General features: G+C 70.4%; 17 protein-coding genes. 7 read left to right on the forward strand and 10 right to left on the reverse strand.

Annotation, left to right across the window (positions count from 1 at the left end):
- Window positions 1–24: 24 nt before the first annotated feature.
- From ACQP2O_RS28215 to ACQP2O_RS28245, 7 genes are read right to left on the reverse strand one after another with little or no spacing between them, the layout of a single operon-like run.
- The gene (locus ACQP2O_RS28215; protein ID WP_433170158.1) at window positions 25–1,155 is read right to left on the reverse strand and encodes a Gfo/Idh/MocA family protein; all 1,131 of its coding nucleotides are present in this window, start codon (window positions 1,153–1,155) and stop codon (window positions 25–27) included.
- A complete protein-coding gene (locus ACQP2O_RS28220) occupies window positions 1,152–2,054 on the reverse strand; it encodes a sugar phosphate isomerase/epimerase family protein (protein ID WP_433170160.1) in 903 nt (300 codons plus the stop codon). The genes ACQP2O_RS28215 and ACQP2O_RS28220 overlap by 4 nt, the downstream gene beginning before the upstream one ends.
- On the reverse strand, window positions 2,051–5,026 hold the full coding sequence (locus tag ACQP2O_RS28225; RefSeq protein ID WP_433170162.1) for a glycoside hydrolase family 2 TIM barrel-domain containing protein: 2,976 nt from the start codon (window positions 5,024–5,026) through the stop codon (window positions 2,051–2,053). The genes ACQP2O_RS28220 and ACQP2O_RS28225 overlap by 4 nt, the downstream gene beginning before the upstream one ends.
- Window positions 5,019–5,924, reverse strand: coding sequence for a carbohydrate ABC transporter permease (locus ACQP2O_RS28230; protein ID WP_433170164.1), 906 nt, complete (start codon window positions 5,922–5,924; stop codon window positions 5,019–5,021). Before ACQP2O_RS28230 ends, ACQP2O_RS28225 begins: the two co-directional genes overlap by 8 nt.
- Window positions 5,921–6,856, reverse strand: coding sequence for a carbohydrate ABC transporter permease (locus tag ACQP2O_RS28235; protein ID WP_433170166.1), 936 nt, complete (start codon window positions 6,854–6,856; stop codon window positions 5,921–5,923). Before ACQP2O_RS28235 ends, ACQP2O_RS28230 begins: the two co-directional genes overlap by 4 nt.
- Window positions 6,857–8,152: an extracellular solute-binding protein gene (locus ACQP2O_RS28240; protein WP_433170168.1), complete on the reverse strand. Its 1,296-nt coding sequence runs from the start codon at window positions 8,150–8,152 to the stop codon at window positions 6,857–6,859.
- Entirely contained in the window at window positions 8,149–9,171 is a 1,023-nt protein-coding gene (locus tag ACQP2O_RS28245; RefSeq protein WP_433170170.1) for a carbohydrate kinase family protein, read from the reverse strand. The genes ACQP2O_RS28240 and ACQP2O_RS28245 overlap by 4 nt, the downstream gene beginning before the upstream one ends.
- A 125-nt stretch (window positions 9,172–9,296) precedes the next feature.
- Here ACQP2O_RS28245 and ACQP2O_RS28250 point away from each other — a divergent pair, with 125 nt between their 5' ends.
- The 4 genes from ACQP2O_RS28250 to ACQP2O_RS28265 are packed head-to-tail and all read left to right on the forward strand — an operon-like array spanning window position 9,297 to window position 15,675.
- Window positions 9,297–10,049: a DeoR/GlpR family DNA-binding transcription regulator gene (locus ACQP2O_RS28250; protein WP_433170172.1), complete on the forward strand. Its 753-nt coding sequence runs from the start codon at window positions 9,297–9,299 to the stop codon at window positions 10,047–10,049.
- Window positions 10,046–11,401, forward strand: coding sequence for a 6-phospho-beta-glucosidase (locus tag ACQP2O_RS28255; protein WP_433170174.1), 1,356 nt, complete (start codon window positions 10,046–10,048; stop codon window positions 11,399–11,401). The genes ACQP2O_RS28250 and ACQP2O_RS28255 overlap by 4 nt, the downstream gene beginning before the upstream one ends.
- Window positions 11,401–14,550 (forward strand): alpha-mannosidase, encoded by a 3,150-nt coding sequence (locus tag ACQP2O_RS28260; RefSeq protein ID WP_433170176.1) that lies wholly within the window; start codon window positions 11,401–11,403, stop codon window positions 14,548–14,550. The genes ACQP2O_RS28255 and ACQP2O_RS28260 overlap by 1 nt, the downstream gene beginning before the upstream one ends.
- Window positions 14,551–14,553: 3 nt before the next feature.
- Window positions 14,554–15,675 carry a glycoside hydrolase family 76 protein gene (locus ACQP2O_RS28265; RefSeq protein WP_433170178.1) on the forward strand — a complete coding sequence of 374 codons (1,122 nt, stop codon included), beginning with the start codon at window positions 14,554–14,556 and terminating at the stop codon, window positions 15,673–15,675.
- Window positions 15,676–15,797: 122 nt separating this feature from the next.
- Here the strand turns inward: ACQP2O_RS28265 and ACQP2O_RS28270 are convergent, their stop codons facing one another.
- The gene (locus ACQP2O_RS28270; RefSeq protein WP_433170180.1) at window positions 15,798–16,751 is read right to left on the reverse strand and encodes an alpha/beta hydrolase; all 954 of its coding nucleotides are present in this window, start codon (window positions 16,749–16,751) and stop codon (window positions 15,798–15,800) included.
- Window positions 16,752–16,959: 208 nt separating this feature from the next.
- Here ACQP2O_RS28270 and ACQP2O_RS28275 point away from each other — a divergent pair, with 208 nt between their 5' ends.
- The 3 genes from ACQP2O_RS28275 (at window position 16,960) to ACQP2O_RS28285 (ending at window position 18,839) form a co-directional block, all read left to right on the forward strand.
- Window positions 16,960–17,622: a TetR/AcrR family transcriptional regulator gene (locus ACQP2O_RS28275; RefSeq protein ID WP_433170182.1), complete on the forward strand. Its 663-nt coding sequence runs from the start codon at window positions 16,960–16,962 to the stop codon at window positions 17,620–17,622.
- Window positions 17,623–18,044: 422 nt separating this feature from the next.
- On the forward strand, window positions 18,045–18,305 hold the full coding sequence (locus ACQP2O_RS28280; protein ID WP_433170184.1) for a hypothetical protein: 261 nt from the start codon (window positions 18,045–18,047) through the stop codon (window positions 18,303–18,305).
- An 84-nt stretch (window positions 18,306–18,389) separates the two neighbouring features.
- Window positions 18,390–18,839: a DUF6220 domain-containing protein gene (locus ACQP2O_RS28285; protein WP_433170186.1), complete on the forward strand. Its 450-nt coding sequence runs from the start codon at window positions 18,390–18,392 to the stop codon at window positions 18,837–18,839.
- A gap of 45 nt (window positions 18,840–18,884) precedes the next feature.
- On the opposite strand, the gene ACQP2O_RS28290 is transcribed toward ACQP2O_RS28285, so the two are convergent.
- Entirely contained in the window at window positions 18,885–19,733 is an 849-nt protein-coding gene (locus tag ACQP2O_RS28290) for an alpha/beta fold hydrolase (RefSeq protein ID WP_433170188.1), read from the reverse strand.
- A complete protein-coding gene (locus ACQP2O_RS28295; RefSeq protein WP_433170190.1) occupies window positions 19,730–19,981 on the reverse strand; it encodes a hypothetical protein in 252 nt (83 codons plus the stop codon). Before ACQP2O_RS28295 ends, ACQP2O_RS28290 begins: the two co-directional genes overlap by 4 nt.
- Between the last annotated feature and the right edge of the window lie 69 nt (window positions 19,982–20,050).

Genomic DNA, 20,050 nt, shown 5'->3' on the forward strand with positions numbered 1-20,050 from the left:
CCGACCCACGGCGGTCGGCAAGGATCACCGCGGCGGGGGCGGCTCCGCGGCCTCGCCGCCCGTGGCGGTCCCCGCCAGGTGGCGTACGGCCAGCTGTGCCGTGACGATGTCCTCGGCCGCCCCGGCGACCCCGGTGAGCGGCGGCACGCCCTCGGTGACCATGGTGTGGAAGGCGAGCAGTTCGTTCTCGAACGACGGCGTCACATCGGCGTACTCCGTGCGCCGTTCGGCTCCACCGTCGCCCTCGACGATGGTGAGCCGGGTGGGTGCGCCGAGCAGGTACGGCGTCGGGAAGACCAGCTCGGCCGATCCGGTGGCGTGGTGGATCGCCACCGTCTCCCGGTAGGCCGGGTAGTCCGCCAGGAAGTGCCAGTGGATCGTGTACCGGCCGCCCGTGCCCAGCGTCCCGGCCAGCTCGATGGACCGCCCGGCGGCGGCCTGTCGTTCGCGGTGGTTGGGCCAGAGCGCGACGTGGTCGATGGTGGCGACCCCGCCGGCCAGCAGGCGCAGGAGCGACAGGTCGTGGCTGATGCTGTTCAGCGTCGTCGTGTAGAGCCTGCGGGCCGCTGCCGGGACGTCGCCGACGGCGGCCCGTAGCAGGGCGTCGTCGGCGGTTCGCAGGGCGGCGAGGGTGTCCGCGGGCACGTCCTGCGGCGGTGCGGGCAGCCGGGCGAACGCCAGCTGCGCGCCGTCGCTCGGATGCAGCACGGTCACCTGGATCGCCTGCGCCTCGGCGGCGGCGTTCGCCGCGACGACGCGCGCGACCGCCGGATCGTACTGCTTCATGTAGCCGACCATCAGCTTCGGCGCCGGCCCGCCGTCGAGCGCGGCGAGCTCCGCGGCCTCGGCCCGGGTGTAGGCCAGCGGCTTCTCGCACAGCACGAAGTAGCCGTGCCGGAGTGCGGAGGCGGCGGCCGGTCCGTGCGAGCCGGAGGTGAGCAGCGCGACCGCGTCGAACCCGCCCGCCGCCAGCATCGTCTCGATGTCGGTGTACCGGCCGGGCACGCCGTACCGGTCGGCCGTTCGTTCGGTGAGCGAGGGCGACAGGTCGCAGACCGCGGTCAGTTCGAACCGGTCACGGAGCCGCTCCAGCAGCGGCAGGTGCACGGTCTGCGCGATGACACCGAGACCCGCGACGGCGATTTTGACCCTCACAGCCCGGCCTTCCGCAGCAGCTCCCGGTTGGCGCGCTGGTCGGCGAGGATGGTGTCCAGGTCCTGGCCGGTGGCGGGCGCGTCCTGTTCGATGACGACCCAGCCGGTGTACCCGGCGTCCTTGAGCGCGTGGGCGAACGCGGGCACGTCGAGGTCGCCCTCGCCCAGCGCGCAGAAGCCGCCGCGGCGCACCAGCTCCGTCAGGTCCGCCTCGTCCGCGCGGGCCTGCTCGTGCAGATCGTGGCGGGCGTCCTTGACGTGCACCTGCGTGATCCGGCCCGCCCACGCCTGCAGCGCCTGGAACGGGTCCCCGCCGGCCAGCATGAGGTGGCCGGTGTCGAGGCAGATCCCCACGTCGGTGAGCTCGAGCAGGCGCTCGACCTCCTCGTAGGTCTCCACGTCGGTGCCGAGGTGCTGGTGGAAGGCGGGCTCCAGGCCGGCCGCCCGGCAGGCGTCGGCGGCGCGCTGCACACGGGCCGCGAACGCCGGCCACTTCGCGTCGGGCACGCCGGGCCGTACGGGGGTGCCGGGGTGGGCGAACCGCTCCGGGTTGCTGGGGCAGGCAAGGGTCGGGCGCGGCGCGAACCACGGGTCGTCCACCGGCGCGGAGTTGAACCACTTCAGGGCGTGGCGGAGTTTTTCGAGGTCCTCGTCGAACCTGTCGGCGTCGCCGTACCGCAGGTCGACCCAGCCGCCGGCCAGCGCGAGCCCGTGCCGGGCGAGCCGGTCGCCCAGCCCCGGCCCGGCGCCGAGGTAGCCGATCGGGCCGGAGTCGGTGCCGTCGTAGCCGTGGTCGGTCATGCTCGCCAGCAGTTCCTCCGGGCCGAGGGTGGTGTTCGACCGGTAGATGCCGAAGTTCACGGGGGCACTGGCCACCCGGATGGTTCGATTCGCCGTCACGTCGTCTCCAGAGTCCAGGACCATCGGTGGGTGCCCGGTCCCACCAGGAAGGCGGGCAGGGTGTCGGGACCGCAGGACGCCGTGCCGAGGCCACGGTGCGCGGCGTCGAGGTGCACGACGCACTCCGGCCGTGGCACCAGCTCGTCGTGGTGGGTCGCCGCCGCGAGGTCGGCCGCGCGGTACCGGGTGAGACTCACCTGGCGTGGCCTGTCGAGCCGAACCCGCAGCGTGTGCGCGGGTCCGGTGAGCGTGAACCGGCGGACTCCGTGCCGGCCGCCGCTCTCCTGCGGCCGCAGGTACGGAGTGAACAGGTCGTCGACCGCGGCCTGGTGGGAGCCGACCGGGCCGCCGGCGCACCGGTCGGCGTAGGTCTCCCAGGGCCCCTGCCCGTACCACGAGACGCGTTCGAACCCGGCGATGGTCTCGAAGACCGTGCCGACCCGCGCGACGTCGGTCAGCGCGTCGCCGAGCACGGCGGTCTCCTCGACCAGGATCCCGTCCGCGATCGGCGTGAACGACTGCTCGTGGACGACCAGTCCGCCGAGGTAGCGCGCGTGAACGGTGATCCGGTCGCCGTCGCGTACCACGTCGACCGGCACGCGGACGAGTTCCGGCAGCCCCTGATCCGCCCAGCGGGCGCCGAGCCCGGCGAGCCGGTCGTTGTCCGTGGGCGCCCGCCACAGGCTGAGCGTCGGTGGCGCGGCGAGCAGCGGGTGGACGAGCAGCCCGTCGTGGTCGACCTCGATCGGAGGGCCGCCCACCGTGCCCCTCGTCCGAAGCGGCAGGTCCCGCCGTTCGGTGCGCAGGCGAATCTGCGGCAGGCACAGCGTGGTGCCGGCCGCCGCCCACGGCTGGTCGTCGCGCACCGTCACCCGCAGGGTGAGCCAGAGCTCGCCGTCACCGGGCAGGTGGCCGATGAGCGCCGCGGGCGGCGTGAGGAGCGCCGATCCGCCGGGCCGGATGTCCGGCAGCTCGGCGGGCGCCGTCCGGACGGCCGCTCCGTCGGCGTCGAGGAGCCACTCGGCGGCCAGCCAGGACAGGTCCCGGAAATGCTGGCGATTGTGCACCCGGATCACGCCGCCGTCGTCCGTCAGGCGGACCGGAGCGGCGAGCTCGCGGTGCTCGTACATCGCCGGTTTCGGTGTGCGATCGGGAAAGACGACGCCGTCGGCGCAGAAGTTCCCGTCGTTCGGCTCGTCGCCGAAGTCGCCGCCGTACGCCCACCGGTACCCCGGTCCGGCCACCCCGTCGGCGTACGTGCCTTCCGGGGCCGGCATACCGTCGTCGATGCGCTGGAGCAGGCCGTGGTCCCAGAACTCCCAGATGAAGCCGCCCTGCAGGCCGGGCGTGGACTCGATGGCCGCCCAGTAGTCGGCGAGGGTCCCGTTGCTGTTGCCCATCGCGTGGGAGTACTCGCACAGGATCAGCGGCCGATCCTGCCGTCCGGAGCGGGCGTAGGCGGTGATCTCCTCGATGGAGGCGTACATCGGGCAGACGATGTCGCTGATCGGACCGCCGTCGAAGTCGTACTTGATGGCGCCTTCGTACTGGACGGGCCGCGTCGGGTCGAAGGCCCGCAGCCAGCCGGCGGCGGCGTCGTGGTTGACGCCGTAGTCGCTCTCGTTGCCGAGCGACCAGACGATGACGCTGGCGTGGTTCACGTCCCGCCGCGCCATCCGCGACACGCGGTCGACGAAGGCGGGCAGGTAGGCCGGGTCGTCGCAGATCTCCCGCGCGTACGCGTGGCTCTCGACGTTCGCCTCGTCCACCACGTACAGGCCGAGTTCGTCGGCGAGGTCGAGCAGCACCGGGTCGTTCGGGTAGTGCGAGGTGCGGATCGCGTTGAACCCGAAGCGTTTCATGGTCACCAGGTCGGCGCGCATGTCCTCCGGGGACACCACGCGGCCGGTCCGCGGGTGGAAGTCGTGCCGGTTGACGCCGCGAATGTAGACGCGCTCGCCGTTGACGAGCAGGTCGCGGCCGCGGACCTCGACGTCGCGGAAGCCGACGCGCAGCGTGGTCTCGTCGGTGACGGTTCCCTCGGCGTCGTGCACCCGCACGACCAGGTCGTACAGCGTGGGAAGCTCGGCCGACCAGGGGCGGACGCCCGGTATGGTCCTGCGCAACCGGACTCGGCCCTGCCAGGCGGAGATCTGGTCGCGCTCGGCGAGCAGCGCGCCGTACGCCGTGTCCACGCCCAGGTCGACCCCGCCCAGGGTCGCGGAGACCCGCCATCCACCGGGCAGCGGGCCGTGCCCGGGAGGTCGGTCGGGGTGGGCCGGGAGGTCGGTCGGGGTCGGTTGGTCGGGGCATGCGGGTCGGGAAAGATACGAGGACCGTACGTCGACGTCCACCCGCAGGTGCCCGCCGCGATGGGCGGTGACCCGTACGTCTGAGAGGTACAGCGGGTCGGTGGAGTAGAGGAGGACCGGGCGGGTGATGCCGCCGTGCCACCACTGGTCCTGGTCCTCGATGAAGGTCGCGTCGGACCACTTCACGACGGTGAGCCGGACGGTGGTGGTCTCCCCCGGCCGGACCAGGTCGGTGACGTCGAACTCGCTTGCCAGGTGCGAGTCCTTGCCGATCCCGGCGGTGACCCCGCCGACCTGGGCGATGAGGACGCTCTCGGCCGCTCCGACGTGCAGGACGATCCGTCGCCCGGCCCAGTCGGCGGGAACGGTGACCTCGCGTTCGTACACGCCGGTCGGGTTGGCCGCCGGCGGGTGTGGGGGCAGGTCCGGCCACGGCATCCGGAAGTTGGTGTACTGCGGCAGGTCGCCGGTACCGCCCATCGTCCAGCAGCCCGGCACCTCGGCCTCTCCCCACTCGGCCGTCACCTCCGCCTCGGGCGAGGGCAGGAGCTGAAACCGCCAGCGCCCGTCCAGCCGTACGGCGGCGGGCCTCCGCAGGGAGTGCATCGGCAGCCGCCGCCATCCGGTGAGTTCCGGTGAGGCCCAGGGGCGCTCAACCACGCAGGGCCCCCTTCATGACATCGCGGATGAACTGCCGGGCGAACAGGATGAACACCACGACGAGCGGCAGGACGGCGAGGAACGTCCCGGCCATCACCATGCTGTAGTCGGTGTGGTGGGCGGTGTTGAGCTGGGCCAGTGCCACCTGCAGCGTGACCTTCTTCGGGTTGATCATCGCGATCAGCGGCCAGGCGTAGTCGTTCCAGGCCTGGATGAACGTGTAGATGCCGAGGAAGGCCAGGGCGGACCGGACGGCGGGCAGCGCGACGTGCCAGTACTGCCGCAGGAACCCGCAGCCGTCGAGGCGTGCGGCCTGGAGCAGTTCGTCCGGGACGGCGCTCTGGATGTACTGGCGCATCCAGAAGATGCCGAAGGCGTTGGCCACCCCGGGGAAGATCAGCGAGTTCAGCGTCCCCGCCCAGTGCAGCTGCACCATGAGCACGAAGCGCGGGATGAGGGAGAGCTGGGCCGGCAGCATGAGCGTCAGCAGCAGGAGCCGGAACAGGATCCGGTTCCCTGGGAACTCGAACTTCGCGAACGTGAACGCCGCCAGCGAGTCGATGAAGAGCACCAGGGCGGTCGTCGCGACGGCCACGATGACCGTGTTGAGCAGCGAGCCGAAGAAGTCGATCGTCTGGAAGACCCGATGGATGTTGTGCCACAGGTGCGTCCCGGGGACCAGCGCCGGCGGGTTGCGGTACATGTCCTCGGTGGTGTTGGTGGCCATCACCGCCGTCCAGTAGAACGGGAACATCGACACCAGCACGCCGACGATCAGCACCAGGTGCAGGGCGGCTCTCTTGACCCGCCGTGCCACCCCGGCCCGCTGGTTCGCCCGGCGGGCCAGGTCCGAGGTCCCGACCACGGGGACGCTCTTGTCTCTCACGGCATGGCTCACGGTGTTCTCCTTCGGGCCACCACGCGCCAGTTGATCGCGGTGAACAGCAGGATGACGAGGAACAGCGCCCAGGCGATCGCGGCACCGTACCCGTACTGGTTGAAGTCGAACGCCTCGCGGTACAGGTACAGAACCGTGGTCAGGCCCGCGTGGCCGGGACCGCCGGTGTCGGGGTTGGTCGCGTCGGTGCTGCCGAACAGCACCTGCGGCTCGGTGAAGGTCTGCATGCTGCCGATGGCCGACATGATGACCGTGAACAGGATGATCGGCCGCAGCTGCGGGATCGTGATGCGCCGGAAGCACTGCACCGGCCCGGCGCCGTCGATGCGGGCGGCCTCGTACAGCTCGGAGTCGATCGCCTGCATGCCGGCCAGATAGATGATCGCGTTGTAGCCCGTCCACTGCCAGGTGATCAGCGACGCGATGACCAGCTTGATCGTGAAGCTGCCGGTCAGCCAGCCGACGGGCGCGATGTGCAGCCACCGGAGGACGTCGTTGATCAGACCGACCTGGTTGGCGAACACGGAGCCGAAGAAGATGGCGACGGCCACGAGCGAGGTCACGTTGGGAATGAAGTACGCGATCCGGTAGAAGCCGCCGAGCCGCACCGCCGAGTTCAGCATGGCCGCGAGGACCATCGCGAGCATCAGCATCGGCACGGTCGACAGGAACCAGATGGCGAACGTGTTGCTCAGCGACTGCCAGAAGAGGCTGTCCTTGACCAGGAACCGGAAGTTCTGCAGTCCGACGAACTGCATGGGCCCCAGGCCGTTCCACTTCTGGAACGCCAGGTAGAGCGAGAACAGCACGGGGCCCAGCATGAACACCGCGAACAGCACGTAGAACGGCGAGATCGCGAGGTACTGCGGCCAGAAGGTCCGCAGCGCCCCCTTCCGGCCCGGTCCCTTGGTGACGGCTCGCGTAGCGGCCATCTAGTTCACGCCCTCGCGCTGGGCGACCTGCTTCGCGGTGCTCACCGCGTCCGACCAGGCCTTCTCCGGATCCTTGTGCTTGGCCCAGACGTTCTTCAGCTCCGACTGGAACGGGTCGGAGACCGCGGCGTCGGCCGGCGCCTCATACTGGGCCTGGATCTTCTGTGCTGCGGGCGCGAAGATCTCGATCGCCTTCTGGCCGCCGAAGAACGGGACGGGCGCGGTCATCGTGGGCAGCGTGTAGCTTCCCGTGTTGGCGGGGAAGTTGCCGTTGTCGACCCAGGTCTGCGCCTCGTTCTGCGGGTTGAGCAGCCAGGTGATGACCTCGAAGGCCAGCTTGTGGTCGCCGCCCTGCGCCGGGATGGCCAGGAACGAGCCGCCGAAGTTGGCCGGCCCGCCCGGCATCGTCGCCACCCGCCACTTGCCCGAGGTCTTGGGAGCGGCCTGCACCAGGTCGAGGTAGTGCCAGGCGGCGCCGACCGAGCTGGCGACCGTGCCGTTGTTGTACGCCGCGTTCGAGTCGGTGCTGCCCGGATCGGCGAAGGGCTGCACGATGCCGAGCTGCAGAGCCTTGATCGACCGGTCCCAGGCCGTGCGGATATGGTCCTGGTCGCCGATGAAGTGGTTGTTCTCGTCGATGAACCGCTTCGTGCCCTGCTGGACCGTGTACGTGAACGGCGAGGTGCCGTCGTCGATCATGAAGGCCTTCGGGTCGGCCTTCTTGAGCTTCACCCCGAGCGCGAAGTAGTCGTCCCACGTGGACGCGGCGGCGTACACCTCGCCCGGCTCGGTCGGCAGCCCGGCCTTGGCGAAGACGTCGTGCCGGTAGAACAGCGCGCAGGGGCCGATGTCGATGGGCAGGCCGAGCAGCTTGCCGTCCTTGGTCGTGGCCTGCTTGAGCTTCCACCCCACGTACTGCGAGGTGACCTTGCCGGCGCCGAGGGTGTTGAGGTCGACGAACTGGTCGGCGTAGTTGCCCTTGAAGGACGCGATGTCCTCGCCCTTGACGCCGGTGATCGACGGCAGGAACGCGCGGCTGGTCATCGTGGTGACCAGCTTCTGCTTGAAATCCCCTCCGATGACGGACGGGGTCACCTTGGTCTGGGTGAAGTGGGCGACGGCCTGCTTGAGGACGTTCGGGCTGATGCAGCCGTCCCAGACCCAGACGGCCATCTTCTTGCCGGCCAGGCTGGCCGAGCCGGTACCGGAGCCGCTTCCACAGGCGCTCGCGGCGAGTCCCGCGCCGGTGAGCAGGCCGGCCTGGAGCAGTCTTCTGCGGGTGAGTTCCATCTTCATGGCCCTTCGAGGGGTGGGATGACGTCGGAGAGGAACGCGTAGTCACGGAGGATCCGCGGGTCGCCGGACGAGGAGCGGGTGGAACGCCACCAGGCGGCGACGCCGGTCCAGCCGGGCGCGGACAGGGAGCCGCCGGGCCGCTGGAGGGACAGCGCGGCGGACAGGTTGGCGAAGCGCAGCCGGTCGGCGAGCGGCCAGCCGGCGAGCGTGGCGGCGACGAGGCTCGCGCCGAACACGTCGCCCGCCCCGGTCGGGTCCACCGCGTCGACGGGGAGCCCGGTCACCGACGCGGTCTCGCCGGTGGTTCCGTCGATGGCGATCACACCGTCGGCGCCGCGGGTGACGACGGCGAGCGGGACGAACTCGGCCAGCCGTGCGACGGCGGCCTCGGGGTTGTCGGTGCGGGTGTAGGCCATCGCCTCCCATTCGTTGGGCAGGAAGGCGTGGTAGCGGGCGAGCCGGACCAGGACGTCCGGGGCCCACTGCCCGGACGGGTCCCAGCCGAGGTCGGCGAAGATCAGACCCAGGTCTGCGCCGTCGAGCCAGGGGATCGGCTCGGGCCCGACGTGCAGTACGGTCGCGCGGGCCGGCGGTGGGGCGACCGGCAGGTCCGGCGGTGTCGTGCCATGGCTGACGAGGGCGCGATCGCCGTCGTAGGCGAGCGACACCGTCACGGACGTGGTCCAGTCGGCGAAGCGCCGGGACCAGGACAGGTCGACCCCTTCGGCCTCGAGGGTCTCCCAGCAGTCCCGGCCGTACCGGTCATCGCCGAACGCCGCCGCCATCCCGACACGCAGGCCTAGGCGAGCGAGCGTGACCGCGAAGTTGGCGATGCCGCCGGGGCCCGCGCCCATGCCGGTGGTCCACGTCTCCGTGCCCGGCTTGGGCGGCCGGTCCAGGCCGGTCAGCACCAGGTCGTGGAACAGCAGCCCGGAGACGAAGACGTCGACACCGTCCGCGGGGAGAGCGGTGTTCGTTCGCGCGGCACGATCCGTTCGCGCAATGCCGGAGTCACCCATCGAAATGACCTTGAAGTGGGGGTACGGGGTTGCGAATACGCAGCATCGTGGCGAACTGCGCAGAAACGCGCAAGAGTTTGAATGAAAATTTTCACTTTTGCGCGAGTACGCACTACAGTGCTCTCATGCTTAGGGATCAACGGCACGAGCTGATCCTGCGCATCCTGCGCACAGACGGCGCCGCCACCGTCGAGGATCTCGCCGCCCGGCTGGATACCAGCCAGGCCACCATCCGCCGTGACCTGGTCCAACTGGATGAGGACGGCCTGCTGCGGCGGGTCCACGGCGGCGCGGTACCCACCGATGACCGCGACGATCCGTTCCTCGACGTGGCCGCCGTTCACCCTGGCGAGAAGGACGCGGTCGCGAAACGCTGCGCAGAACTGATCAAGGACGACGAGACCGTCCTGATCGACATCGGCACCACCGCGCACCGGGTCGCCCGTCAGCTGCGCGGCCGCTCCCTCACCGTCATCACCAGCAGCCTCGCCGTCGCCGAAGAGCTCGAGGACGAGCCGGACATCCAGCTGATGCTGCTCGGCGGCATGCTCCGGCGGGAGTACCGGTCGCTGGTGGGATTCATGACCGAGGACAACATCCGGCAACTCCATGCCGACCGGCTCATCCTGGGCGCCAGCGGCGTACGCCCGACCGGTCACGTCATGGACACCACCGTGATCGAGGTCCCGGTGAAACGCGCCATGCTCGCGGTGAGCGACCAGGTCATCCTGGTCGCCGACGTCGGCAAGTTCCCCGGCAAGGGCATGGCCAAGGTCTGCGGACCCGCGGACCTCGACATCGTGGTGACGAACGCCCCCGCCGATCCGGCGACGGCCGCAGTCCTGCGCGAAGCCGACGTTGAGGTGATCGAAATATGAGACTGACCATTCTCGGCGGCGGCGGGTTCCGCGTGCCGCTGGTGTACCGGGCGCTGCTGGCCGATGAGGGGAAGGGACGCGTCACCGACGTCGTCCTGCACGACCTCGACCCGGCCCGTACGGCCGTGATTCGCCAGGTCCTCGCCGAGCAGGCCGCTGGCTTCTCCGACCCGCCGCGCGTCACCGTCACCACCGACCTCGACGAGGCTCTGACCGGTGCGGACTTCGTGTTCTCCGCGATCCGCGTCGGCGGGCTCGCGGGCCGCGCGGCCGACGAGCGGCTGGCGCTCGAGGAGGGTGTCCTCGGCCAGGAGACCGTGGGCGCGGGCGGCATCGCGTACGGTCTGCGCACGATCCCGGTCGCGGTCGACATCGCCCGCCGCGTCGCCGAGCGCGCCCCGGACGCCTGGGTCATCAACTTCACCAACCCGGCCGGCACCGTCACCGAGGCGATGTCCCGCCACCTCGGCGACCGCGTCATCGGCATCTGCGACTCCCCGGTCGGCCTCGGCCGCCGCGTCGCCGCCGCGCTCGGTGTCGAGCCGGAGAGCGTCTGGTTCGACTACGCGGGCCTCAACCACCTCGGCTGGCTGCGCGCGGTCCGCGTCGACGGCCGCGACGTGCTGCCGAGCCTCCTGGCCGACGACGCCGCGCTGGCCTCCTTCGAGGAGGGGCGACTGTTCGGCGGGGAGTGGCTGCGCGCCATCGGCGCCGTCCCCAACGAGTACCTGCACTATTACTACTTCGACCGGGACGCCGTCGCCGCGGCCCGCGAGGCGCCCAAGACTCGTGGCGCCCTCGTCCTGCACCAGCAGCGCGACTTCTACGCCCGCACCGCGGACACCCCCGGGTCCGCGCTGGAGGCCTGGGACGCCACCCGGCTGGCCCGCGAGACCACCTACATGGCCGAGAACCGCGAGGCCGCCGGGGCGGGCGAGCGCGAGTCGTGCGACCTGGAGTCCGGCGGGTACGAGAAGGTCGCGCTCGCGATCATGCGCGCCATCGCGCAGGACGAGCGCACCACGCTCATCCTCAACGTCCGAGGTCGCGGGGCCCTGCCCGGCCTCGACGACGACGCCGTGGTCGAGGTGCCCTGCCTCGTCGACGCCAACGGCGCCCGCCCCGTCGCCTGCGCGCCCCTCGCCGACCACCAGCTCGGCCTGGTCACCTCGGTGAAGGCGGTCGAACGCGCGATGCTCGAGGCCGCGACCACCGGGTCGCGCTCGGCGGCGCTGCGCGCCCTCGCGACCCACCCGCTCGTCGACTCCGTCGCCGTCGCCCGCCGCCTCCTGGAGCGGTACGAAGACCACTTCCCGCAACTCGCCTACCTGCGCTCGACGGGAGCCCGCTGATGCACGACGACCGCCGGCAGGTCGAGGACCGGATCGACCGCGTCCTGCGCGAACGCATCGTCCCCGCCACGTACGCCGCCCGGCTGCCGATGGCGCTGGAGATCTGGCACGTCCCGGGCGAGCCGGTGCCGGTCGCCGAGGCGCTCACCGCGACGTACGCCCCGTTCCAGGCCGGCACCAGCTGGGGCCGGCCCTGGTCCACCAGCTGGCTGCGCGCCACCGGCACTGTGCCCGCCGAATGGGCCGGACGCCGCGTGGAGGCGGTGTTCGACCTCGGCTTCGTCGGCGACTGGCCCGGCAACCAGGCCGAGGCGCTGGTGTACGACCTGACCGGCCGGCCGATCAAGGGCCTCGAACCGATGAACCAGTACGTCCCGGTCGCCGCCTCGGCGTCCGGCGGCGAGCAGGCCGGCCTCCTGCTGGAGATGGCCGCCAACCCCGACATCCTGGCGAACGGCTTCACGCCCACGCCGCTGGGCGACAAGGCCACCGCCGGAGACGAGCCGCTCTACCGGTTCGCCGCCGCCGACCTGGCCGTCCTCGACGAGGACGTCTGGCACCTGCGCCTCGACACCGAGGTCCTTGCCGGGCTCATGCGCGAACTGTCCACCGACGACCCGCGCCGCCACGAGATCCTGCGGGCCCTCGAGCGGATGCTGGACGAGCTCGACATCCACGACGTCGCCGGCACCGCGGCCCGCGCCCGTACCCACCTGGCGGACGTGCTGGCCCGGCCCGCGCACGCGAGCGCGCACACCGTCTCGGCGACCGGGCACGCGCACATCGACAGCGCGTGGCTATGGCCGATCCGGGAGACGAAGCGCAAGACCGGCCGGACCTTCGCCAACGTCACCGCGCTGGCGCGTGACTATCCGGAGTTCGTGTTCTCCTGCTCCCAGGCCCAGCAGTACGCCTGGGTCAAGGAACACCACCCGGAGGTCTTCGAGCGCATCCGGGATGCGATCAAGGCCGGCCAGTGGGTGCCGGTCGGCGGCATGTGGGTCGAGGCCGACGGCAACCTGCCCGGCGGTGAGGCCCTGGCCCGCCAGCTGATCCACGGCAAGCGGTTCTTCCTCGAGGAGTTCGGGGTGGAGACCCGGGGCGTGTGGCTGCCCGACTCGTTCGGCTACACCGCGGCGTACCCACAGCTGGCCGTGCTCGCCGGCAACGAGTGGTTCCTCACTCAGAAGATCTCCTGGAACCAGACCAACAAGTTCCCGCACCACACGTTCTGGTGGGAGGGCATCGACGGCACCCGGATCTTCACCCACTTCCCGCCCGCCGACACCTACAACGGCACGTTCGAGGCCAAGGAACTCGCGCACGCCGTGCGCAACTACGCCGACAAGGGCGGCGGCACGCGGTCGCTGCTGCCGTTCGGGCACGGCGACGGCGGGGGCGGCCCGACCCGGGAGATGCTGGAGAAGGCCCGGCGGCTACGCGACCTCGAAGGCTCTCCGAAGGTCGTGATCGAGGACCCGAACGACTTCTTCGCCGCCGCCCGCGCCGAGTACCCCGACGCGCCCGTCTGGTCCGGCGAGCTGTACCTGGAACTGCACCGCGCCACGTACACCAGCCAGGCCCGGACCAAGGCCGGCAACCGGCGCAGCGAGCACCTGCTCCGGGAGGCGGAGCTGTGGTCGGCGACCGCCGCGATCATCGCCGGGTCGCCCTACCCGTACGACGAGCTCGACCGGCTGTGGAAGATCGTGCTGCTGAACCAGTTCCACGACATCCTGCCGGGCAGCTCGATCGCCTGGGTGCACCGCGAGGCGGAGGCCACGTACGCGCGGGTCCGCGCCGACCTCGAAACGATCATCCAGGACGCCGTGGCCGCCGTGGCCAGAGAGGAACCGTCCGACGGCGGGCTGGGTGGATGGGTGTTCAACACGAGCCCGCGCGACCGCGCCGAGGTGGTGACCGTTCCGGCCGCCCTCGCCACCGGTCCGGACGCGCAGGTCCTGGCCGACGGGTCGACGGCCGTCTTCACCGCGATCCCGGCCTCGGGCATCGCCCGGCTCGGCGCCGAATCGGCGCCCGCGCCGGTCACGGTGTCGGCCGCCGGCGGCGGGCACGTGCTCGACAACGGCCTGATCAGGGTGGCGATCGACGAGGACGGCCTGCTCGCCTCGGTGTACGACCTGACGGCCGGCCGCGAGGTGCTCGCCCCCGGCGCCCACGGCAACCTGCTGCAACTGCACACCGACCTCCCGAACCACTGGGACGCCTGGGACATCGACCGCCACTACCGGCGGCGGCACACCGACCTGACCGGCGTGGACGCCGTCGTCGCCGTGGAGCGCGGACCGCTGGTCGCCGCCGTGCGGGTCACGCGGACGTTCGGCGAGTCGGCGGTGACCCAGACCGTCACCGTCACCGCGGGCAGCCCCGGCGTGCGGATCGACACCGAGATCGACTGGCACGAGCGGGAGAAGATCCTCAAGGCGGCGTTCCCGCTCGACGTACACGCGGACCGCTCCGCCGCCGAGATCCAGTTCGGGCACGTGTTCCGGCCCACGCACACCAACACCAGCTGGGACGTCGCCCGGTTCGAGGTCGCCGGGCACCGCTGGCTCCACGTCGCCGAATCCGGGTACGGCGTCGCGTTGCTGAACGACTCCACGTACGGGCATGACGTCACCCGCGCCACCCGGCCCGACGGCGGCACGACCACGACCGCCCGGCTCAGCCTCGTCCGCGCGCCGCGCTGCCCCGACCCCGACGCCGACCAGGGGCGGCACCGGATGACGTACACGCTGCTGCCCGGCGCGACCGTCGCCGATGCCGTGGGCGGCGGGTACGCCCTGAACCTGCCGCTACGCGTCACCACCGGCACCGGCGCTCCCCCGGAGCCGCTCGTTCGCGTCGACGGGGACGCCGTCGCGGTCGAGGCGGTCAAGCTCGCCGACGACCGGTCCGGCGACGTGGTCGTCCGGCTGTACGAGTCGCTGGGCGGCCGGGCGAGCACTCACCTGCGCGCGTCGTTCCCGGTCGCCGGTGTGGCGGTCACCGACCTGCTGGAGCGGCCACTGCCCGGTTCGGTCACGGCGATGGGCGACGGCGCGATTCCGCTGACGCTCCGCCCGTTCCAGGTGCTCACCCTGCGGCTGCGCAGGTCTCCGGGCTCCGCCCCCTCCCTTGGAGAGTGAAAGATGACCGAACGCAGGCGTAACGCGAGCAGGGGCCTGATCTGCCTCGTGGCGGCCGTCGTCATGGCGCTGACCGTGAGTCTGCCCGCCCGGGCCACGGCGGGCGGAGGGTCGACCGCGCGCTCCCGGGCCGCCACGGCCGTGTCCGCGATGATGGGCTTCTACGACGAGCCGACCGGCCGCTGGGACCCCGACGCGCCGTGGTGGCAGTCGGGCAACGCGCTGCAGGCACTTCTCGACTACATGGTGAAGACGCGCACGACGCGGTACATGCCGCAGGTGCTGAACACCATCGAACTCCAGCGCAAGCCCTTGCCCTGGTGGCCTCAGGGCGGCGGAGAGTTCCGCGCGGACTCCACCGACGACACCGGCTGGTGGGCGCTGGCCATGGTCCGCATGTACGACCTCACCCACGACCGGCGGTACCTCGACATCGCCAAGACCGATGAGGCGTACATGCGCCAGTACTGGGACGGCACCTGCGGCGGCGGCATCTGGTGGGACCTGCCCGGCAAGACCTACAAGAACGCCATCAGCAACGAGCTGTACCTCAAGCTCACCGCGTCCCTGCACAACCGCATCCCCGGTGACAAGACCTACCTCGCCCACGCGCTCGAGGAATGGCGCTGGTTCGCCCAGACCGGAATGATCAACGGCGAGCACCTGGTCAACGACGGCCTGCAGACCCAGAGCGGGAGCTGCGCCAGTAACGGCGGCACCACGTGGACCTACAACCAGGGCGTCATTCTCGGCGGCCTCACCGAGTTGTACCGCGGCACCCATGACGCGAAGCTGCTCACCGCCGCCGGCCGGATCGCCCACGCCGTCATCACCAGCCCCGACCTGTCCCCGGGCGGCGTCCTGACGGAGCCCTGCGAGCCGGCCGGCACCTGCAACTCCGACCAGTCCGCGTTCAAGGGCGTCTTCGCCCGCAACCTCGCCGAACTCGACAACGTCACGCCGGCTCACCCCTACCGCGGCTACCTTCTCGCCCAGGCCCGGTCGGCGTACGACCACGACCGGAACGGCTCAGACCAGTACGGGCTGCACTGGACCGGACCGTTCGACCAGGCGGACATCGCCCGTCAGGAGTCGGCCCTGAGCCTGCTCTCCGCCGTCCTGTAAGACGACTCGGCCCGGAGGCGGATCCGGCTGATCACGGTCGGGTCCGCCCACGGCCCGCGGAGTGCCGACCGGGTGAGCGGCGCGCGGGTGAACTCGCGGATGGTTTGTGCGAGTCTCGTCGTTCACTCCGGTTTGTGCGTCGCAGAGCCGGCAGTGGTGCCAGCGGAATCGGTCGGTGGCAGATTCAGCAGGTGGCGGCGCAGGAAGGACAGCTCAGCCTCGACGGCCTCCTCATGCCCGCTTAGGAACGGCTGGTAGTGCCCACCCGGCAACCGGACCAGTTCGGCACGGGCAGCGCGGTTGGCCGCGGCGACGGCCGGCCCGGGGAGCGCCGAGCAGTCCTGGTCACAGACCAGAACCAGCAGCGGGCACCGGATCCGAGCCGCGTGGCGGCCAGGCCGGTAGAAGCTGAGGCGCAGCGAGCTGCGGGCAGCGGCCTCCTGCTGCCAGTCCGGATACCGGTTACCGGGATTGAGCGCTCTCTCAGTGTCCTGGGCGTCGGGTGTGGTGAGGAACGCGACGGTGCCCGGCTCGCCGTTAAGGGGCACCAACCGGGGCGCCAGGCCGACCAGACCGCCGAGGGCGTCGAGAATGCCCCGGCCGGTCAGGCGCAGCATCGCCAACGGCGTCTGGTAACGCGCGGCGTTGCGCACGATCGCCTGGCAGTCGGCATTCGGGGTCTGCGCGATCGCCGCCGCGACCCGCCGGTCGCGCGCCGCGACGTGCAAGACGTGGCCACCCGACAGTGAGAAACCCCAGAGCGCCAGTTTGTCCGGATCGACTCCCGGGAGCGTCGCCGCGAACCCGATCGCTGCCTGCCAGTCGGCAAGTTCGTCCTTGATGCGCACCACTTGGCGCGGTCGGCCTCCACTGGCGCCCAGACGGCGATGGTCGAAGGCCAATACCGTGAACCCGGCGTCGGCGAACCGCTCGGCGAACGGATCGGTGCCCGGACCCTTGGTCACCGCGAACCCGCCCGCCATGATTACGCAACCGCCGTTAGTCCCCGGATAATGCCAGGCCGCGCACTCGGTTTCGCCGCTGGCGAACCGAATCGCCTCTCGTCTTACGGACATTTGTCTACCGTCCCTCCAATGGACCGGATTGGTTTCAGGATGAGTGCGCCACAGGTGATGCCGGCGGCGAGGAACACTCCGCCGGCCCATCAGTAGGCCGCCGTGAGGCCGTGCACGAGCCCGAACAGCGCTGATGGTGAGGCCCCCCTCAGGTTAAGTGACTGTAGCACGAAACCTGAGGGGGGCCTCACATAGATATCCTTGAAGCATGCCGCCGCCCGACGAATCCTCAGGCGTGCCCGCTCGACCACGGCGTCGCGACGCGCAGCGCAACCGTGAGCGTTTCATCGCCGCCGCTCATACCGCGTTCGCCGAGCACGGCGTCGACGCCTCCCTCGAACAGATCGCCCGCGACGTCGACCTGGCGATCGGCACGCTCTACCGGCACTTCCCGACCCGCATCGATCTGTTGATGGCCGTCTTCGAACCGAAGCTGCAGGAATTCGTCGAGACCGCCGAACGCGCCCTGGCCATGAAAGATCCGTGGGAGGGCTTTTGCGCCTTCCTTGAATCGTTGTTCGGGATGCAGGCCGGCGACCGCGGGTTCAACGACCTTGTTTCGATGCGCTTCCCGGCCAGTGACCGCACCGAGGCGATGCACGAGCGGCTGTACTACCTCATCGAGGCGAACCTGCGTCGCGCCCAGCAGCACGGCGACGTGCGCGCGGATATCACCGAGGCCGACATCATCACGCTGGTCTGGGCGAACGGTCGCATCCTCGAAGCCACCGGCCACACCGCTCCACAAGCCTGGCGGCGCAATCTGCACCTCATGATCGATGCGTTCCGGGCCACCAACCGGCACGAGTTGCCGGAACCTCCGCTGACCGCAGAACAGCTCTACGCGGCCATGGTCCACCTGAGCGGTTAGCTTGCGACCGGCGGATTGGACACGCCATATCCTGGGCGATCTCTGCTGAGACCGCCGCCCTGCGGCGCTGGGGGAGAGACCGTCGACCTCAATAGCCGGAGACGCGAGAGAGCCGGGACGCGTCGTCCTCCAGCCTGACCGGAGCCCGGTCGACGCATCCCAGAGCTCGCGCCGGCTCAGCCGAGGTGGCCGGCTGCTCCACACCGCGGAACACCGATAACGGCGCAGCGCCCTCCAGCGGACGACACTGGCGTTGCCCAGCCACCTGCAGGCACCAGCGCACCGCCTCGGCCCTCATGCGTTCGCCATCGTCACGTTCCGTTTCAGCTGGTCGACGATGCAATCCCCAAGCCTTCTCGTTCCCTTATAATTTGAGATCCATATGATATGGTTCTCATGTATCATGACAGAAGGGAACGCAGATGCGCCTACGCGCAGCGGTTGTCAGTGTCGGGATCGCCGCCGGAGCGGCTTTCGGGATGAGCACGCCGGCCCATGCGGCCATTCCGCAGAGGGACGCGGCCGCACAGGTCTCATGGACCTACGTCGAGTACTGGGATCGCCAATGGGACTGCATCAACGCCGGCCAGGAATATGAGCGGGAGGGCTGGAGGTACAAGTGCACATACGAGTACAACGGTCACGTCGATGCCTTCGGCTACGACCTTTACATCCTCGAATAGCCTGGCCGCGCAGGAGGCCTCCAAGGAGGTGACCGGCGCCGAGCCTTCCCCCGGAACCCAGTGCATTACCTCTTTGGAGACACAATGACACAGAACGATCAGGCACTGGAAGCTGATGCACCAGTCGCGTCACATGCCGTTCGAGTCATCGGACAGGTGACACTCCTCGCCATCTTCGTCCAGTTCATCCTGGCGGGGCTCGGTACCTTTGACACCGCCCATGGCGGGACGTTCAAGGACTCGAACTTCACGCTGCACGACAGGTTCGCGCTGGTGATCGTCGCTTTGACGGTGCTCATGTTGATCGTCGCGCTGGTCACTCGGTCCGGTCGAATGGTCGTCGGGGAGTCGCTCCTACTCGCCCTCCTCGTAGGACCCGTCCAGCATGCGCTCGCCACGACGGGGACGGACCATGCCCCATGGGTGGGCTCGCTTCACGTGCTCACCGGTGTGCTGATCCTCATTCTGGACGCCCACGTCGCCTTTCCCGGGCGGCGGCGCCGTCCGCAGGCGTCCAAGTCAGGCGCGATCTGACCGCGACAGGACCTGGCCGAGGATGCCTGCGGCTGCGTGACGTGGCTACCGGGTGAGCGGCGCGTGGGTGAACTCGCGGATGGTCTGAGCGAGTCTCGCCGGCTGGTCGAGGGGGATGAGGGTGTAGCTGTCCTCCACCTCGACCAGCCGTCCCCGAGGCAGGAGTTCGGCGAGGCGGCGCCCGTGCTCGGGCGGCATCACACGGTCCTCGCTCGCCCAGACCACCAGGGCGGGGCGGTCGAAGTCCGGCAACCGGTCGGCCGCGGCGAGCAGGAACCCGGTATCCGCCGCCGCCACTCGCAGGACCCGAACGGTGTCGCGGCGGATCTCGGGCCGGGCAAGGAGCGGCTTCATCCATCGAGCGGTGGCGGCGTCTCCCCGCTTGGTCAGCCACCCGAACGCGATGGGGAGCCGCCGGATCGGCCGGAGCCGCATCTGCTGCATGAACAGCCCGAACAACCGGGGCGACAACCTTCCGGTGAGCAGCAGCGTCCGGCCCGTCAGGCCCGGCGGGAAGTTATCGAACGCGTCGCATGAGGCGAGGACGACCCGTCCGATGCGTTCGGCGCCGCCGGCCATCAGCAGCTGAACGAGCGCGCCGCCGGTGTCGTTGCCGACCAGGGTGACGTCGCGCAGATCGAGGCGGTCGAGGAATTCGGTGACCAGCCGGGCCAACCCGTGCGGCGACAGGTCGGCGTCGGTGCGCATCGCGCGGCGGTGCGCACCGAGCGGCAGCGTCGGCGCCACGCACCGGTGGTCGGCGGACAGCTCGGCGATCGGCCCGTCCCACAGCGAGGCGTCCATCAGCAGCCCGTGCAGCAGCACGACCGTGGGGCCATCACCGCCGGTGTCCTCGTACTCGATCGTCCCGGCGGACAGCTCGACGGTCCTCATGCCCGTCCTCCTGGACACGGTGCGGAATCCGCGACGCCGGTGGCCGGGTCGTCCGCTCCCGCACGGTCGGTGCCGAACCCCGCCGCCTGAAGGCACCTCGCGAACGGATCGGTGCCGGGCTCCTTGGTCACCCCACCGCCCGCGCCCATGATCACGCAGGCGCCGTTCGTTCCCGGATAGTGCCGGCCGGCGCACTCGACGCCGCCGCCGGCGAAGCGGACCTTCTCCCGCTGCGCTGAAACCCGCACCCCGACCTCCGATGGACTGGATTGCCGGACTTAAGTGAACCAGATGGTTCACATTGCGTCCATGGGCAC

The sequence above is a fragment of the Actinoallomurus sp. CA-150999 genome (assembly GCF_050942425.1).
GTDB lineage: Bacteria > Actinomycetota > Actinomycetes > Streptosporangiales > Streptosporangiaceae > Actinoallomurus.

Excerpts from the sequence above, each read along its gene's own strand:
- ACQP2O_RS28235 (WP_433170166.1), bottom strand. The coding sequence starts at position 6,856 with ATGGCCGCTACGCGAGCCGTCACCAAGGGACCGGGCCGGAAGGGGGCG.
- ACQP2O_RS28240 (WP_433170168.1), bottom strand. The coding sequence starts at position 8,152 with ATGAAGATGGAACTCACCCGCAGAAGACTGCTCCAGGCCGGCCTGCTC.
- ACQP2O_RS28245 (WP_433170170.1), bottom strand. The coding sequence starts at position 9,171 with ATGGGTGACTCCGGCATTGCGCGAACGGATCGTGCCGCGCGAACGAAC.
- ACQP2O_RS28250 (WP_433170172.1), top strand. The coding sequence starts at position 9,297 with ATGCTTAGGGATCAACGGCACGAGCTGATCCTGCGCATCCTGCGCACA.
- ACQP2O_RS28255 (WP_433170174.1), top strand. The coding sequence starts at position 10,046 with ATGAGACTGACCATTCTCGGCGGCGGCGGGTTCCGCGTGCCGCTGGTG.
- ACQP2O_RS28260 (WP_433170176.1), top strand. The coding sequence starts at position 11,401 with ATGCACGACGACCGCCGGCAGGTCGAGGACCGGATCGACCGCGTCCTG.
- ACQP2O_RS28265 (WP_433170178.1), top strand. The coding sequence starts at position 14,554 with ATGACCGAACGCAGGCGTAACGCGAGCAGGGGCCTGATCTGCCTCGTG.
- ACQP2O_RS28270 (WP_433170180.1), bottom strand. The coding sequence starts at position 16,751 with ATGTCCGTAAGACGAGAGGCGATTCGGTTCGCCAGCGGCGAAACCGAG.
- ACQP2O_RS28275 (WP_433170182.1), top strand. The coding sequence starts at position 16,960 with ATGCCGCCGCCCGACGAATCCTCAGGCGTGCCCGCTCGACCACGGCGT.
- ACQP2O_RS28280 (WP_433170184.1), top strand. The coding sequence starts at position 18,045 with ATGCGCCTACGCGCAGCGGTTGTCAGTGTCGGGATCGCCGCCGGAGCG.
- ACQP2O_RS28285 (WP_433170186.1), top strand. The coding sequence starts at position 18,390 with ATGACACAGAACGATCAGGCACTGGAAGCTGATGCACCAGTCGCGTCA.
- ACQP2O_RS28290 (WP_433170188.1), bottom strand. The coding sequence starts at position 19,733 with ATGAGGACCGTCGAGCTGTCCGCCGGGACGATCGAGTACGAGGACACC.